This is a genomic window from Blautia faecicola, assembly GCF_004123145.1.
Taxonomy (GTDB): Bacteria; Bacillota; Clostridia; order Lachnospirales; family Lachnospiraceae; genus Oliverpabstia; species Oliverpabstia faecicola.
The window spans coordinates 1,205,013-1,222,578 of the sequence record NZ_SDKC01000001.1 but is presented as its reverse complement, the minus strand read 5'-3'; the positions used below and the strand labels follow the sequence as shown (position 1 = coordinate 1,222,578).

At 45.9% G+C, this 17,566-nt stretch carries 13 protein-coding genes; 5 read left to right on the top strand and 8 right to left on the bottom strand.

The window, feature by feature from the left end; translation table 11 throughout:
- Positions 1–3 precede the first annotated feature (3 nt).
- The 3 genes from ETP43_RS05455 (at position 4) to aroD (ending at position 3,801) form a co-directional block, all read left to right on the top strand.
- Positions 4–2,004, top strand: a complete 2,001-nt coding sequence (locus ETP43_RS05455) for an oxidoreductase (protein WP_129257314.1) — start codon at positions 4–6, stop codon at positions 2,002–2,004.
- Positions 2,005–2,129: 125 nt separating this feature from the next.
- The gene (locus tag ETP43_RS05450; protein ID WP_129257313.1) at positions 2,130–3,005 is read left to right on the top strand and encodes a shikimate dehydrogenase; all 876 of its coding nucleotides are present in this window, start codon (positions 2,130–2,132) and stop codon (positions 3,003–3,005) included.
- A gap of 34 nt (positions 3,006–3,039) precedes the next feature.
- Positions 3,040–3,801, top strand: coding sequence for a type I 3-dehydroquinate dehydratase (aroD, locus tag ETP43_RS05445; RefSeq protein ID WP_129257312.1), 762 nt, complete (start codon positions 3,040–3,042; stop codon positions 3,799–3,801).
- Between the two features lie 310 nt (positions 3,802–4,111).
- Here aroD and ETP43_RS05440 read toward each other — a convergent pair whose 3' ends face one another.
- The 5 genes from ETP43_RS05440 to ETP43_RS05420 form a co-directional block, all read right to left on the bottom strand.
- Entirely contained in the window at positions 4,112–5,488 is a 1,377-nt protein-coding gene (locus ETP43_RS05440; protein ID WP_129257311.1) for a hypothetical protein, read from the bottom strand.
- A 166-nt stretch (positions 5,489–5,654) separates the two neighbouring features.
- The gene (locus ETP43_RS05435; protein ID WP_129257310.1) at positions 5,655–6,845 is read right to left on the bottom strand and encodes an MFS transporter; all 1,191 of its coding nucleotides are present in this window, start codon (positions 6,843–6,845) and stop codon (positions 5,655–5,657) included.
- Positions 6,846–6,858: 13 nt separating this feature from the next.
- The gene (aroE, locus tag ETP43_RS05430) at positions 6,859–7,740 is read right to left on the bottom strand and encodes a shikimate dehydrogenase (protein ID WP_129257309.1); all 882 of its coding nucleotides are present in this window, start codon (positions 7,738–7,740) and stop codon (positions 6,859–6,861) included.
- Positions 7,741–7,763: 23 nt separating this feature from the next.
- Positions 7,764–9,689, bottom strand: a complete 1,926-nt coding sequence (locus tag ETP43_RS05425) for an FAD-dependent oxidoreductase (RefSeq protein ID WP_129257308.1) — start codon at positions 9,687–9,689, stop codon at positions 7,764–7,766.
- Between the two features lie 16 nt (positions 9,690–9,705).
- A complete protein-coding gene (locus tag ETP43_RS05420; protein ID WP_129257307.1) occupies positions 9,706–10,548 on the bottom strand; it encodes a sugar phosphate isomerase/epimerase family protein in 843 nt (280 codons plus the stop codon).
- Between the two features lie 210 nt (positions 10,549–10,758).
- Between ETP43_RS05420 and ETP43_RS05415 the strand changes: the two genes are divergently transcribed.
- Positions 10,759–11,667, top strand: coding sequence for a LysR family transcriptional regulator (locus tag ETP43_RS05415; protein ID WP_129257306.1), 909 nt, complete (start codon positions 10,759–10,761; stop codon positions 11,665–11,667).
- A 270-nt stretch (positions 11,668–11,937) separates the two neighbouring features.
- On the opposite strand, the gene ETP43_RS05410 is transcribed toward ETP43_RS05415, so the two are convergent.
- Entirely contained in the window at positions 11,938–12,723 is a 786-nt protein-coding gene (locus ETP43_RS05410; protein WP_129257305.1) for a shikimate kinase, read from the bottom strand.
- Between the two features lie 305 nt (positions 12,724–13,028).
- Here ETP43_RS05410 and trpS point away from each other — a divergent pair, with 305 nt between their 5' ends.
- Positions 13,029–14,090, top strand: coding sequence for a tryptophan--tRNA ligase (trpS, locus tag ETP43_RS05405; RefSeq protein WP_129257304.1), 1,062 nt, complete (start codon positions 13,029–13,031; stop codon positions 14,088–14,090).
- 348 nt (positions 14,091–14,438) lie between these two features.
- Here the strand turns inward: trpS and ETP43_RS05400 are convergent, their stop codons facing one another.
- Positions 14,439–15,875: an alpha/beta hydrolase domain-containing protein gene (locus tag ETP43_RS05400; protein WP_129257303.1), complete on the bottom strand. Its 1,437-nt coding sequence runs from the start codon at positions 15,873–15,875 to the stop codon at positions 14,439–14,441.
- A gap of 168 nt (positions 15,876–16,043) precedes the next feature.
- Entirely contained in the window at positions 16,044–17,498 is a 1,455-nt protein-coding gene (locus tag ETP43_RS05395; protein WP_129257302.1) for an SLC13 family permease, read from the bottom strand.
- Positions 17,499–17,566 lie beyond the last annotated feature (68 nt).

Sequence of the window (17,566 nt, the reverse complement as noted above, 5' to 3'; positions counted from 1 at the left end):
TTTATGAAAGGCAATTATCAGCATATCTTCACCCCATTGACAGTGAAAAATATGACTATCAAAAACCGTATCACCATGATGCCAATGGGTACCAACTATGGTGAACAGAACGGTGAAATGAGTTTTCTTCATATTAACTATTATGAGCAGCGTGCCAAAGGCGGTACCGGTCTGATCATCGTGGAAAACGCCAGTGTAGACTCTCCGCAGGGCTCCAACGGTACCACTCAGCTGCGTATCGATCATGACAATTATCTGCCTCGTCTGTTCAAGTTCTGCGAAAATATCCATCGATACGGTACCTGTGTGGCTATTCAGATCAACCATGCCGGTGCTTCGGCAGTATCATCCCGTATCAACATGCAGCCGGTATCTGCCTCTGATGTACCGACCAAAGCCGGCGGCGATATCCCGCGCCCTCTGACCAAAGACGAGATCCTGGATATCGTAAAAAAATACGGACAGGCCGCAAAACGTGCACAGATTGCAGGTTTTGACGCTGTAGAGATCCATGCAGGTCATTCTTACCTGATCAGCCAGTTCCTCTCTCCTACCACCAACAAACGTACTGACGAATTCGGTGGTTCCGTAGAAAACAGAACACGTTTCTGCCGTATGGTCATCGAAGAAGTCAGAAAACAGGTAGGACCTTTCTTTCCGATCATGCTGCGTCTGAGTGCAGATGAGATGGTAGAAGGTGGAAACACACTGGAAGATACTCTGAAATATCTGGAATATGTACAGGAAGAAGTGGATATCTTCGACGTATCCTGTGGTCTGAACAGCTCCATCCAGTATCAGATCGATGCCAATTATATGAAAGACGGATGGCGTTCCTACATGCCAAGAGCTGTCAAAGAAAAATTCGGCAAACCATGTATCTCCATGGGAAATATCCGTGATCCGAAAGTTGCGGAAAAGATCCTGGCTGACGGCGATGCTGATCTGATCGGTATGGGCCGTGGACTGATCGCGGATCCGGAATGGGTAAATAAAGTTGCAACCGGTCACGAATGTGATATCCGCAAATGTATCTCCTGTAACATCGGATGTGCCGGAAACCGTATCGGCTTCAACCGTCCGATCCGTTGTACGGTCAACCCGTCCGTACTCGAAGGCGATACCTACAGATCCCAAAAAGTCAATAAAAACTGTAACGTAGTTGTGATCGGTGGAGGTACCGCAGGTCTGGAAGCTGCCTGTACAGCTGCTGAGGTAGGATGTAACACTTTCCTTCTGGAAGAAAAAGAGACTCTGGGCGGTCTGGCTGCTGAGATCTCCAAGATCCCGGCAAAGAAACGTCTGGCTGATTTCCCGCACTATCTGGAACACCGTGCAGTCGGTCTGGATAACCTCTATATCTTTACCGGAACCCAGGCAACGCCGGAAAATATCCGCAAATTCCATCCGAACCTGATCGTCAACGCGACCGGCTCCGGCCCTCTGCTTCCTCCGATCAATGGTCTGATGGATAATATTGACAAAGAAGGCGGAAATGTTTATTCTATCTTAGGTATGATCAGTCATATCAACGATTTTCCGCAGGATCTGGAAGGCAAAAAAGTCGCTGTTATCGGTGGCGGTGCCGTAGGTCTTGATGTTGTGGAATTCTTTGCGGCACGTAAAGCGGATATCTCTATCGTTGAAATGATGGATCAGATCGGCCGTGATTTGGATCCGGTAACCAAAAACGATACCAGATGCATGATGAAAAAACATGACGTACATCAGCTGACGAAAACTGCCCTTTTGGAAGTAAAAGCAGATTCCTTCCTGGTAAAAGGCAGCGAAGGTGAATACGAACTGCCATTTGACTATGGTTTCGTATGTCTTGGTATGAGAGCCAAAGGACAGCTGTATCCACAGCTTCTGGAAGCATTCGCTGATGACGATGTAGAAGTGATCAACATCGGTGACAGCCAGAGAGCCCGCCGTATCATCGACGGAACCATGGAAGGAAGAAATATTCTTTATCATCTGACCCAAAGAGGTTATCTGGATTAATTGTTATCATATATCGGCGGATTTTTCTCCACCGATATTGATGAAATAAATAAAGCGTAATCATGCTGCTCCATTTACCATTCTTGTCAGTGGAGTAGCATGATTACAGGAAAGGACAAAAAATCATGGCAGAAAGAATCACAGGACACACAGAACTTATCGGACTGATGGCATACCCGATCCGTCACTCCAGTTCACCGGCAATGCAGAACGAAGCATTTGCAAAATTAGGTTACGACTATGCATATCTGGCATTCGAAGTTGGTGCCGACGAAATCGAAGATGCAGTAAAAGCCATCCGTACTCTGAAAATGAGAGGATCCAACGTATCCATGCCAAACAAAACACTGGTAGGACAGTATCTTGACGAACTGTCACCGGCTGCTGAGCTTTGCGGCGCTGTCAATACCATTGTCAATGACAACGGCCATCTGACCGGTCATATCACAGACGGTATCGGTTTTATGCAGGCTCTGAAGGACAACAACATTGACGTCATTGGCAAAAAAATGACCATCGTAGGTGCCGGCGGCGCTGCTACAGCTATTGAGATCCAGGCAGCGCTGGACGGGGTTGCAGAAATCGTAATCTTCAACCGCAAAGATGAATTCTGGGAGCGTGCAGTATCTACTGTAGAAAAGATCAATACCAGAACTTCTTCTCATGCAGTTCTCTACGATCTGGCAGAACTTGACAAACTGAAAGAGGAAATGAACGACAGCTACCTGTTCGTCAACGCTACCGGTGTTGGTATGAAACCGCTGGAAGGACAGTCCGTAGTACCGGACAAATCTTACTTCCGTCCGGAGCTGATCGTTGTTGATGTTCCTTATTCTCCACTGGAGACAAAGATGCGTTCCATGGCTAAAGAAGTTGGATGCAAGACCATGAACGGTCTGGGCATGATGCTGTTCCAGGGATCTGCTGCTTTCGAGCTGTGGACCGGCGAACCGATGCCTATCGAACACATGAAAGAAGTTCTGAACATCAAATACGACTAAAATGTAAAAACGGTTTTCGAGAAAGGAAAACACTATGAATACTGTAAAAGTAAGAAACATTACCATCGGCGAAGGCAGACCGAAGATCTGTGTTCCGATCGTTGGTAAAACCCGCGAGGAAATTCTCAAAGAAGCCGCTACCTTCTCCGCACTGCCTGTAGATGTTGCAGAGTGGCGTGTAGACTGGTACGATGATGTCTTCAATACAGAGGAAGTTCTGACCACCGCAAAGCAGTTGAACGAAGCTTTGGGTGAGATTCCTGTACTCTTCACCTTCCGAACCTCCAAGGAAGGCGGAGAAAAAGAAATTTCACCGGAACAGTATGCACAGTTAAACAAAGCCGTGGCGGAAAGCGGCTATGTGGATCTGGTGGATGTGGAAGCATTTACCGGGGATGAGATTGTGACCTCCATCATTTCTCATGCCCATGCAAATGGCGTAAAAGTCATCGCTTCCAACCATGACTTTGCAAAAACTCCTGAGAAAGACGAGATTGTTCGTCGTCTCAGAAAGATGCAGACTCTCGGTGCAGACATTCCGAAGATTGCTCTGATGCCGACCTGCAAAAAAGACGTTCTGACACTTTTAGAAGCCACTCTGGAAATGTCAGAACAGTACGCAGACCGCCCGATCATCACCATGTCTATGGCCGGAACGGGTGTTGTAAGCCGTCTGACCGGTGAGACCTTTGGTTCCGCACTGACCTTCGGTGCCGCTTCCAAAGCTTCTGCACCGGGACAGATCGGTGTCCATGAATTGAAACAGGTTCTGGACATCATACACAAAAGTCTGTAATGCAGAAAATAACAACGCTTTAAAAACATAATTTCAAATTCCTACTTATTTCATAACCCTTTTATATAATAAACTATAAATGAGCAAATTTGAAAAAATGCACAATTGAATCCGTGATATGCGGACATTTAAGAAATCAAACCAGTTCAGTGTTCACATAATGCACACACCAGCCTATGGAATTTGTGTACTTTTCGGTATTTGCTCATTTATAGTAATAAAGATAAAAAGAGAAGACCTGCCGTAATTTCCCCTTACCACAGGCCTTCTCTTTTTGTTATCTGCTTTTTACGTTATTCTGTATTTTGCTTTACTCTTCTGTGTTCTCAATTTCTTTCTGTCCCGGTTTCCAGTTAGACAGCAGCAGGTTCAGTCCGAATCCCACACCAAGCGCCCAGGCAGAAGCCCAGGCGGTTCCCTGGGTGGCCAGAACCGCAGCCATCACACCACCGATCATCTTATCCCGGTCAGTCTTACAGTAATCCATACCGATTCTCGCACAGACAAAAGCCTGAAACAACAACGTGATCGAAGATCCCACACCGAAGATCGGCCGGAAAAAGCTTACGACCGGTATGATCATAACACTCAGAAATGTTGCCAGACGGAAGGACGCCATACCTCCCAGAAGAGATTTCATCGCTTTTTTTCCTTCCTGGTAGCGAATAGATACCGATACCGTCATACCAACCCATAACGGACCGGAAAGGGGTGGAAACGGTGCAAAAAATGCCAGCAACACATTGCGCAATCCACTGACCATATTAGAACGGCTGGAATTAAAATCAATGTACTCATCATCTCTGGACTGGCGTGCTTCCGTCACTAACGTCTCCGTGGTAACAAAATCGCCAAACGCAATCACATAACTCACCAGTGCCAGCGGCAATGCCTTGAGAAACATGGATACTGGCGGAATCCCCACACCAAAGATGCTGACTTCCGAAAACATTCTCGAAAACTCCGGAATCTTAATAAAAGTTCCGATCTCCAGTCCCGGCATATCCAGTTCTCCGACGATCAGTCCGACGATCATCGCCAGCAGATACGGAAACAGATTCCCATACCGTGCGACCATATCCAGAAATTTTGAATCTTTTCTCTTCTCCTGGTACTTATCAGAAAAACTGATCAGAAGTAAAAGTCCCACACCTGCTACGATCGCGATCGGATATTTGTGCATATTACCGCCCTCTCCGATCTGTCCCGCCATAACGGTGATTGGTGCCGCCAGCAGGATTCCTCCCTTTACCGATGCCGGAACTGCATGGACAAACTTATCTGCCAGCTTCGAGATTCCCATAAACAAAAAGACCAGTCCCACCAGCAGCTGCAGCGCAATCATTGCCTGGATACGCTCTTGCCCTATCGGAAATCCTTCCAGAAAAACAATCGTCAACGGAAGTGTCGGAGTGATCCATCCCGGAACCACCGGATCTCCCAGCAGACTGTGAAGCAGATACAGCATGGTCTCCAGAATCACACAGCTCCACGCCAGCTCATATGGAAGCCCAAGATATTGTTCCAGATAGGGAACCGCACTCAGTGCGGTTACACCGAGAATCAGTCCCTGAATAAATTCTACAGATTCTATTTTGTAATGAATAAACGGCAGTCGAACCTGAAACGGCCCGAACGGAATATAGGGCAATTCATTTTCCCTTCTTTGTCGCTTTGCATGTGCCATAAAAATTCTCCATTTCTCAATTCTTATTTTCGTTAATTTTTAGACAATTTCTGCCTAAAAAAAACCGGTCGACATTCGTTCAGGCATACATCTGGGAAGATCGACCGGAAATCATTTTACATTTTGAATTCTTATTTTCTGAAGTAACTGTTCTGTACTTTCACAGTTACTTTTTATTCTTCTTTACATACAGGGCAAGAAGGATTCCCACAATGGTAACTCCCATATTCAGAAGTAGGATCATTCTTGGAGCGGCTGCACCGCCTGTCTTCGTAATATAACTTGCCAGAGAAATAATTGTATAGTTTGCGATACTGGACGCAATCATGACCATAGAAGTCGCCGTCCCCTTATTCTCCGGGAAAAACGTTGCGGTTGTGGAGGTCGCCAGCTGGAGTACACCGCCGGCGCCTGCATAACCGATCACAAACCCGCCAATCAGACAGATCCATGGTGCCTGAATCAGAAAACACAGACCAAGCATCACGGTGGAAATCGCCGGATACAGGATCAGAATATCAATCTCTTTCAGGCCTTTTTTAATAAAGAAGGCAGTTGCCAGAACCGCAGTCGCTGTTCCCAGTGCATAGAAAGACTGGATAGCGGAGGAATCCGTCATTCCGTAAGCACGTCCCAGCTCCTGGTTACAGTTCAGCCACAGCATAAAGGTGGAAGAACTGGTAAATCCGATCAGCACAGCTGCCAGAGAAACTTTTGTCAGTTTCACTTTACTCTTCTCCTGTTTTTCACCGCTCTTCTTTTCTCTTGCCGGGAACGGAAGTAACAGGATCAGAACTCCATCTATCAGGATCGCAATTCCTGCCACCAGAAAGATGGTGCGATAGGACATATTTGCTGCCGCTACCATTCCGATAAAGAACGGCAGCAGGAACTGACTGATACACATGGAAAATTTTGTAAACAGATTCGCAATCGAAGGATTATTGACATAAATCTCCATACAGGTCGGACTTACACAGGTGTCCAGGAAGGAATTGGCGATTCCGCCCACAATGGCGAATGCATAGGCAATTCCCATCGACGGAGAAAATGCAATTCCGAAGAAAAAGATCACATAACAGATCACACCGATCATACCGCTTAACTTTCGGCCGAACTTATCCGAGATCGGTCCGGAGAACGGAAGGGATATCAGACGACCCAGTCCCAATGCTGCAATAACAGATACTACCATACTGACGTCGACAGTTCCATCACTTCCCACTGTCGCGCCCCACACTTTTGCAAACTGTGGTTTGTACTGTCCTAAAATAGACGCTCCTATTCCATGAATAAAATACGTGAAATACAATGCGAGAGATGTTATCACATAATTCTTCTTGCTGTTCTGTTTCATTTTTTACCTCATTTTATTTTGCGTTTTCCGCCTGGAACTTTTTATATTCCTCTACAGGCATATCCAGGCCGGTATATAATTTGTAGGCTGCAACTCCCTGCCACAAAAGCATACCTTTTCCGCCAATGGTCTTTGCACAGCCGGCTTCTCTTGCTTCCCGGAGGAGTCTTGTTTCTTCGGGATTGTATACAACATCGCATACTACCAGATCCGGACGAAATACGGATTTGTCCGTAATCAGAGAAACATCTTCATGAGGTTTCATCCCTGCCAGTGTTCCGTTTACCAGAATATCTGCTTTTGCGATCTCTTCTTTCAGTTTGTCCTGATCTTCGATACAGAATACCTGAACATCGCAATCCGGTACTTCTTTTTTCAGCTTTGCAGCTGTATTTTTTGCGCGATCCAGGAAAGGATCGTTCGGGTTAAAGATGGAAATAGATGCTGCTCCGTCCAGTGCACACTGCACCTGGATCGCTGTTGCGGCTCCACCGGCACCTAAAACTACCATTTTCTTTCCTTTTACATCTACACCGTGGTCTCTCAGGTTTTCAACAAATCCGATTCCGTCTGTCATATGACCGACCAGTTTTCCGTTTTCGTTGACGATTGTATTGACTGCACCGATGATTCTTGCTGCATCGGATAATTCGTCCATGTTCTGTGCTGCTGCGGTTTTGCACGGCATGGTTACGTTGCATCCTCTCATGTTAAACAGACGCATGGCATCCAGCGCTGCCGGTACCTGATCTTCTTTGATATCAAAAGCCATGTAGCAATAATCCAGATTATGATAGCGGAAGCAGAAATTGTACATATCCGGGGATCCTGAATGTCCTACCGGGCTTCCAATCAGTGCCAATAATCCTGTTGTTCCTTTGATTCTCTGTTCCATCTTCTTTTCCTCCTGTTTTGGGTCTAAATCTGAGATGCCACATCGTAGGCTTCTTTCGTTGCATCCAGTGCACGTCTTGCACGGATTGCATCACCGATTACATAGGTATCCGGTACGATAGCTTTCACCTGTTCTTCAAGAGGATTATAATTTCTGTAACCCATGGAAAGTACAACGGAATCGTAGCCTCTGGCCTCGTGATGTTCGCCGTCTGCTGTCTCATACTCTACGCCGTCTTCGAAGAATCTGCATACTTTTGCTCCGGTAATCTGACCGATACCGTATTCTTCGAAATCTTTCATCAGATATACTCTGTGCTCGTGGATCACATCTGCACCTACGGTATCTCTGAATTCAATGACTGTTACATCGTGGTTCTGTTCGCCAAGAAAGGCTGCGGTCTCACAGCCAACCATTCCGCCGCCGACTACCAGTACTTTCTTACCTGCTGCACGTTTTCCTTCCAACAGATCGGATCCGTAAATGATAGACGGATTGTCGATGCCTGCGATCGGCAGTACCAGTGTCTTAGAACCGGTTGCGATGATCACGCTGTCCGGGTTTTCCCCTTTGATGAAGTCTGCTGTCACCTCGTGGTTCAATTTTATCTCAACTCCATCTTTTTGGCAACGATGAATATAGCTGCGGATCATATTTGTGATGTCACCTTTTCCAGGCGGGTAAGCGGCAAGACGCATGTTTCCACCGAGTCTCGGGCCGGCTTCGTATAAAGTAACTTCGTGACCTCTTTCTTTTGCAACAAATGCTGCACACAGACCGGCAACACCGCCACCGATGACCATGATCTTCTTCGGTGTCTCTGCCTGTTTTAACGGCTCTGCATCATGTCCCAGGAACGGGTTGGTCAGACAGCACAGCGGTTTTCCCGCATACATGTTGGCAACACAGCCCTGCAGACAGGCGATACATGGGATCATATCTTCCAGACGTTCTTCTTTTGCTTTCTTCGGCATATGCGGATCTGCCAGACTCTGACGACCAAAAGCAACCAGGTCACAGCGTCCTTCTTTTACCATCAGTTCAGCGAACTGCGGTTCGGTATAACGTCCTACGGTGATTACCGGGATATTGACCGCACGTTTGATCTCTTCTACCAGATCTGCGGAAAATCCACCGTGAATTACGGTCGGAGCCCACATATATTCATCTTTGATATGAACGGCACGGGATACATGAATGGCATCCAGTCCGCAGGATTCCAGATAAGCTGCGATAGCTGCACTGTCATGTACATCCAGACCACCCGGTACTTCATCATCGGAGTTGATTCTCGCCAGAACAGCGATTTTTCCTTCGGTCTGTTTTTTCACTTCTTCGATGATCAGTCTGGAGAAACGCATGCGATTTTCAAAACATCCGCCGAATTCATCCACACGTTTGTTGGTACGCGGAGACATGAAGGTACTTACCAGATAACCATGAGCCATATGGATCTCTACGGCATCCACACCGGCTTCCATTGCTCTTCTGGCTGCCTCTCCATATCCTTTTACCAGTTCATACACTTCTTCGGTAGACAGTTCTCTCGGAATATCTCTTCCGCAGGCTGCCGGGATGCTGGTAGCTGCTGTGATCGGTGCACCCGCATTTTTCGCATTTCCTTCCGGACCTGCGTTCTGCAGCTGAACGGAAACTTTTGCACCTTCTGCGTGACAGGCGTCTACCACCTTTTTAAAGCTTTCGATGGTAGAATCGTCATACAGACAAGGTTTTCTCGGACCGCCTTTGGCGCCTTTGTGTACAACAGTTGCTTCGATGGTGATCAGTCCGAATCCTCCTTTTGCACGCTCTCTGTAGTAAGCAACGGACTGTTCACTCATGGTTCCGTCGGTGTTGGCAAAGTTGTTGCCCATCGGAGGAACTACAAAGCGGTTTTTCACTGTTACCGGTCCGATCTGAATCGGCTGAAACATTGCTTCAAATTTCATATCTGCTCTCCTTTTCTTAGTTCAGTACTTCCGGCCATGCCTCTCCGAGTACTTTTTTTGTATTTTCGTAAGTATGTTTTGCTGCATACTCGATACCTTTTTCCAGGTTTGCATCACTGATAACTTCTACACCGATAGCATTTGGCTCGATACCTTTTTCACGGATCATTTTTACAAATGCTGCAGTGCATCCGATACCGGTTCCCGGTGCCAGGCGGTCATGCATGGATTCATCTCTTAAGATAGTTGTTGCATACGGTCTTTCCCATACATCGTTGATCTGGATGGATACGACTTTATCTGCCGGAACATCTGCCAGTACGGAAATATCTACCGGCTGGTTTGCTCTTACCCAGTGCCAGGTATCCAGAATCAGTTTTGCATTGTCACAGTCTGCTGCTTTTACTACTGCCCATCCTTTTTTCACATCCGGGATACCGCTGTATGGCATTGGTTCTACACCGATGATATATTTTCCGGCTCTCTGGCACAGCTCACGCAGTTTCTGTGCAGTATATTCTACAGAGTAGTTTTCCATCAGACCACAGTTGATCTGTTTTACGTTAAATAATTCACACATGTGGAAGCACATCTGCTCTTTGTACTTCTGCTCATAAGAACGATGCTCTTCTGCCCACTGTACGATGTATTCTACCTCTGTGACTTTCATATCGTATTTGTCCAGAATGTTCAGGATATCCTGGTCAAATAATCCCTCATTTAAAGCATCTACGTAAGTTTCCGCACGCAGACCGATACCTTCGTATCCGGCATTCTTTGCTGCTGCAACTCTTTCTTCAAATGTACACTGATCTCCCAGTGTCCAGGAACTGATTGTGATTGGAAATCTCTTTGACATCGTATTTTTCCTCCTGAAAAACTCCTTATTTTTGTTATCTAAATTATATATCTTTGTTAAATTCAAAACAAATTGATTGTATGTGACTATTCATAGATTTTGTCAATATATCGTGGTATAATAATAGACATCAGGCGACAACATAACCTTATACTCGACACGTTTGTCTGCCTTTTTGCGGAGGATATTTTTTATAGGAGGCATTCTTTTATGAATCTTTATCATCTACGATATTTCGTTACATTGGCTCATATGGAGCACTACACCCGATCGGCGGATCTGCTGGCGATCACACAGCCCAGTCTCAGCCACGCCATCTCCTCTCTGGAATCGGAACTGGGTGTAAAATTATTTAAGAAAAACGGCCGGAATGTTACCCTTACCAAGTATGGAAAATCATTTCTTACCGATGCCGAAGAAATCCTGGAAAAGCTGGATACTTCTGTGGGCAGCCTGCAGCTGGCGGGAAAAGGAGAAGGCAGGATCGATATCGCCTTTCTCCGAACTCTGGGAAGCGATTTTGTTCCCCGGCTTTTGCGAAAGTTTCTGGACGAAAACCAGGGTAAACAGATTGATTTTTCCCTGCACTGTGACAAGGTCATTACGGACGAGATTCTGAAGGGGTTAAAAGAACAGAAATACGATATCGGCTTTTGTTCCAAGATCAATGATGAACCTCTGATCGAATTTATCCCGGTTGCCAAGCAGGATCTGGTCGTCATCGTTCCGCCGGATCATCCACTGGCTTCCAAGTCGGAGATTCATCTGGAAGAGACTCTGGAATACAAGCAGATCATCTATAAGAGCGGAAGCGGTCTGCGTCATATCATTGATCATCTGTTTGATCAGATCGGTGCTTACCCGGATGTTTCTTACGAGATAGCCGAGGACCATGTAGTTGCCGGATTCGTGGCAAATGGTTTCGGAATCGCCGTAGCACCAGATATCCCGATCATCCACTCTCTGAATCTGAAAGTTCTCCCGCTGATTTCCCCGAGCTGGCAGCGAAACTTCTATATGGCAACCCTGAAAGATGCCTACCATCCACCGGTTGTGGATGTATTCAAACAGTTCGTGATCGAACAGGCACGGAATAATCTGGATTATCGGACGATCTGATTCTGTTTCCGAAGTGAATTTTCTATATTTTACAAAACGAATCTGAACTGGTTCACCGAACTGATTCTTGCTATGTAGCACAACAAATCAAAGTTTCGTGCAAGCACGGACTCTGACTCGTAGTTATCGCGGCAATCAAAATTGGTTCACTGGACCAATTATTGATATACAATGCAACAAAGAGGCGTAAATCGTATTGCTACGACTTACGCCTCTCACTTCGTATTATCTTATAAAACTTCTTTATTTTCTCGTCTGGCTGCCATTCTTTTATTCGTTATCCATCTGGCGCAGTCTGTGGATCAGTTCTTCACAGATCTGCAGTTCACTCTTGCCATCTGTCTCGATGACGATGTCGGCTGCTGCTTCGTATTTTTCTCTACGTTTTTCCATCAGTTCCGCAATAAACGGTACTGTCTTGTTGTTTTCGATCAGCGGGCGATCATGGCTGTCTTTGACACGATCCAGAATTGTCTCCGGTTTTGCCGTCAGAAGAACGACACGACCGTTTTTCTTCATCTCAACAACGTTGCACTCTCTCATCGGTGTACCACCGCCACAGGAGATTACCACGTTGGTACGAGACTGCATCTCGATCAGAAGATTAGTCTCCAGATCACGGAAATACTGCTCTCCATATACTTCGAAGATATCGGAAATGCTCATACCCTCTCTCTCGGCGATGATCTGATCCATCTCGATCACTTCCATGGCAAATGCTGTTTTCAGGAATTCGGAAATCGTACTCTTACCTGCTCCCATAAATCCGATCAGGACGATATTGTAGTTAAACAGTTTTCTCGCCTGAATTCTCTTACTGTTCTGGGTGATGCTTCCGAATACATCTTCCACCTCTGCTTTATGACGTCTGGATTCCATCCGGCGTTCCAGCCATTCTCTCTGTTTTGCTTCCTGCTCCGGCTGCAGGATCGGGATATCATTTGCCTCTTTATATGCCATGATATCCTCTACGATACGGTTACGCATAAGCAGTGCATCCAGGATAATCTCGTCGCACTGTCCAAGACTCTCTCTTAATACTTCCAGCTGATTCATTTTTCTTACCTTCCTTATTCAAGCTTTTTCATCTCAGAATCAATCGCCATATAGGGACGTTTTCTTACATCCCATGACTTTTGATCATTCTTTTTCGTTATTATAACAGGAGTTTTTAAATATCACAATACGATTTAACGTTTTTTCACTTTAAATTGCTAAATTTTTAAAATTTATTTCGCTACTGCCTTGTTTTTCACTTTTGTGCAGTTGACAGTGTTCCGGCCGGGCTTTATAATTAATCTATATTGCTCTGTATAAGCATACTTGTAGCACATTATTTTCAGAGCACAAAGGAGAATTTTATGAAGCAAATTATTTTAACCGGCGACCGCCCAACCGGTCGTCTTCACGTAGGTCATTATGTCGGATCTCTGAAAGAAAGAGTCAGATTACAGAACTCCGGCAACTTTGACGAAATCTATATTATGATCGCCGATGCCCAGGCATTGACCGATAACGCAGAACATCCGGAAAAAGTACGTCAGAATATCATGCAGGTGGCACTGGATTACCTTGCCTGCGGTCTGGATCCGGAAAAATCCACCATCTTTATCCAGTCCATGGTTCCGGAGCTGACAGAACTGACTTTCTACTATATGAATCTGGTTACCGTATCCCGTGTACAGCGTAATCCTACCGTAAAAGCAGAGATCCAGCAGAGAAACTTCGAAGCCAGCATTCCGGTAGGTTTCTTCTGCTACCCGATCAGTCAGGCCGCTGATATCACCGCTTTCCGTGCCACATCCGTGCCGGTTGGTGAAGACCAGATGCCAATGATCGAACAGTGTAAAGAGATTGTACACAAGTTTAACAGTGTCTACGGTGAAACTCTGACCGAGCCGAAGATCATCCTGCCAAGCAACCAGGCCTGCCTGCGTCTGCCGGGTATCGATGGCAAAGCAAAGATGAGCAAATCCCTTGGCAACTGCATCTATCTGTCCGACGAACCGGAAGATATCAGAACCAAGATCATGTCCATGTTTACCGATCCGAACCACATCCGTGTACAGGATCCCGGTAAAGTAGAAGGCAACCCGGTATTCATCTATCTGGATGCATTCTGTCGTCCGGAACACTTTGAAGAATTCCTTCCGGAATACAACAACCTGGACGAACTGAAAGCTCACTACCAGCGCGGTGGTCTGGGAGACGTGAAAGTAAAGAAATTCCTGAACAACGTCATCCAGTCCGAACTGGAACCGATCCGCGAACGCAGAAAAATGTGGGAGAAAAACCTGCCGGATGTATACGACATCCTAAAAAAAGGCAGCGCCGCAGCCCGCGAAACCGCAGCAAAAACTCTGGAAGATGTACGTCATTCCATGCGTATCGACTACTTTACAGGAGATAACCTGCTGAAATAAAATCTTCAGATTCAATTTAAACCAAATTTATCAAAAAATGCTGTACCAAACTCACAAATTTCTGTGATTCGGTACAGCATTTTTTATTATCATACATATCATTCATTGATCCAGTGAACCAATTTTGATTTAAGTGAACAAAACTCGTAGCGTGTACTCCCTTTGAATATTCAATGCCCTACGAAGGGATTCCGGAATCAGATCTTCCAGTACCTTCGCCCATACAGCTTTTCTTCTACCTCCCCCTTTGAACTACCAGCTCAAAGTTGTCCTGCCCACGTTGTCCGCACCCTTTCTCCGGCTCCTGACCTGCGTCCGTCAAACGAAAACAAAAAACATATTTTAATTTTACGCCTCAAACTTAGAACTATGATTCCTGCAAGGAACCGCCAGCTTCAGCGTATCCAGTTTCATCTGGTCTGCATCTTCAATCGAGAAGAATCTCTGCTCTTCCAGCACATCAATAGCCTTGAAGATCTTATCAATATAATTTCTTCTTGTAGGATACAGTTTTTTCAGTTTCTCTTCTGAGAAATATACACAGCAGCTATCTTGGTCGTTTTTCTTAGTACCACTGCAGTAAGTCGCTACCGGCACATCCAGCTGCGGGAAGCGGAAACCACCTTTACAGTTATTGTTTTCATCCAGAACTTCCATATTATTTTCATCCACTTCGATCAGTCCCTGTGCATGTGGAGCCGGGATTCCTTCTCTTGCCCACAGATCCAGGTTGGTCAGTGCCTGACGCATGAACGCTTCCAGTGGCAGTGCGGTAATATCGGTATGCGGCAGTGCGGTAATTTTCTGAATCTGAGCGATTTCTTCGTATCCCGGACGATAAAATGCTCCGGAGAAAGAGTTGTGTGCCTGTCCTGCCAGCTCATACAGACGGAAACGGTCGCCCTGTTCATCACTGTCGGCTCTTCTCAGATTAATATGACCGGTGAAATCTTTGAAATCCCACTGGGTTACGCAGCGAAGCAGCGGAACCGGGCAGTTCTTTGTCATCTGAATCTCATCGGTCACATCAGCCGGTGATTCTTCCTGGTTCAGTGCCACCATACGGCATCCGGAATACGTCAGATAACCATCGTAAGGAACTTCTACCGGTGATACTCTGTCTGTCTCATGGAAGACATTAATATAGGTAGATAACTGCATCGAAGACTGAGAACAGCTGATCGCATATACTTTCTCTACTTCTTTTCCTGCAATCTGCGTACCCTGTTCGGATTTGAAAAGATTACCAAGTTGTGTCAGCATATCCCACAGCAGACCGTCTTCGCAGTCCGGCAGGCAGTGCTGCCACAGTAAAATATTGTGGTTTACCGGTCCCGGATTCGGGTTCGGATTCTTCCAGGAAAGTTTCTCATAACGTTTTGTATCGTACTGTTTTAATGTCTGTGTACAGATTGCACGTACGGTCACACCTACATAGATATCTCCTTCATGCAGCATTTTCTGCCATAACAGACACCACATCGGGCTGACATCCCAGCTGTTCGTGGAATTTAACAGTTCCACTACTACATTTCCGCTGAATTTTTTCGGATCTTTCGGTTTACGGATGATAAAACGGTTGGTATACGGTGCATTGGAAAATTTTACCTGTGCACGACCGTCTTTTAAGGTGTATACATCTGCCTCTCCGGAATACAGATATTCTTCCTCTTCGTAACCGTATTTTTCCAGATAAGTCGGTACCAGCTGACGGTCAGCTGCTCCCCATGGGAAGGAATTTTCTGTACGTGGAAGTAATGTTGCCTGTGGAATTCTTTTTGTCATAAATGTTCTCCTTTCTATCTTGCAGGCAGGACTTATCCCGGCCTGTTATTTTTTTCTCTTGTTGCTATGCATAGCAACGAAAAAGCGGAGACTGCCGCATCAATTCCTTGACAGCCACAGCCTCCGCTATTTTCATGAACCGCTGTGATTACGCTTCACAGTTATTTTTTACATCAGTCCGGCGAACATTCCTGTTCCGATCGGGATCAGGATAGCTGCACAGATCACGATCATGACTGCACAGAAAGCCACACTGTATTTTGCTGTTCCTTTGTATTCGATACCGATATCCGAATAAATGATTCCCATCAGCGGGCATGCGCTCAGCGTACAGATTGCAGTACCACAGATAGCGATAACGGCACATCCGAAAGCCAGAACCTGTGCCTGGTTGATTCCAGGAACGGACATCAGAGCCGGGATACAGCTGGAGCATACGATAACACCGGATACTGTATTGGAACAGAAGTTTGTTGCCAGGCTGGCAACGATCAGTCCGATGACGATAGTTACGATGATTGGCATCTTCGCAACAACCGGTCCCAGGATGTTCTGCAGACACAGAGTGATACCATAATCATCTCCACCTACAGCTCCTGCATAGAACATGATAGCACCCAGGAATACGATCATTCCCCACGGTACTTTCGCTGCTGCTTTACCGAAGTCCATAACCGGTTTTCCGTCAACTGTGATGACACACAGCAGAGCACATACTAAGGTTACAGGTGCTGCGATAGTGATACCGCTGAAGTAAGTAGCAACCGGTCCAAGGAATTCCATGGAAGCCAGGATATAGCACAGAAGGATAACTGCCATACCAGCCAGCGCGATTTTTCCTCTCCTGCTGATCGGATTTTTCTTCAGTTCTTCACGCATCGCTGCATCATCAAAGCTCTTGAACTTGGATACATCCGGTCTCATCCAGAATTTTACCATTAAGATAGCTACGATTACAGCAAACAGCAGATACAGACCTGCAAACTTGAAGTAAGTTGCTGCTGTAAAGTTTCCAAATCCCAGTCCGGCTACGATAGCAACCATAGTCAGGATGTAAGGTCTTCCCCAGATCAGAGTACCATCACACAGCTGAGATACCCAGCCGATCAGCAGACCCTGTGATTTGTAGAATCCATCTTCTTTTGTATAACCGATGGAAGTAGTTACATCTTCCAGCAGTTTGAAGAACAGTACTGCTACAACCTGCGGTGCTGTAAAGATAGAGATAATGATCATAGCCAGTGTGAACATGATCATAAACAGGGTTGGTCTTCCATGAATGAACTTTCTGGAAATGATCCATTTCACGATCCATTCAAAGGCACCACTCTCTTCCAGAACAGTAGCGACCATCAGGAACGGAATAACAGCAGCTCCTACTACGTTACCCCATAAGGTTCCGTAAGCATTGGCTCCCGCATACGTTCCGAGAAGAACTGCTACAGTCACACTCAGAAGAGATGTCCAGCTGGTTCCGCAGGTCAGCCACAGATAGATGGTTGGCAGGAACACGGACAGCATAGCGATTCCTGCTTTTGTCAGCCCGTTTGCTTCCGGCAGAAGAAAATACAGTAATACGCCTGCCAGAACAGCAATGAGAAAATGTTTCTGTTGCTTTTTCATAAGCGATCTCCTTTTGTTTAAAAATATCTTGATGATTCTTGTGCATGATCCCTTTTCCTAACTCTAAA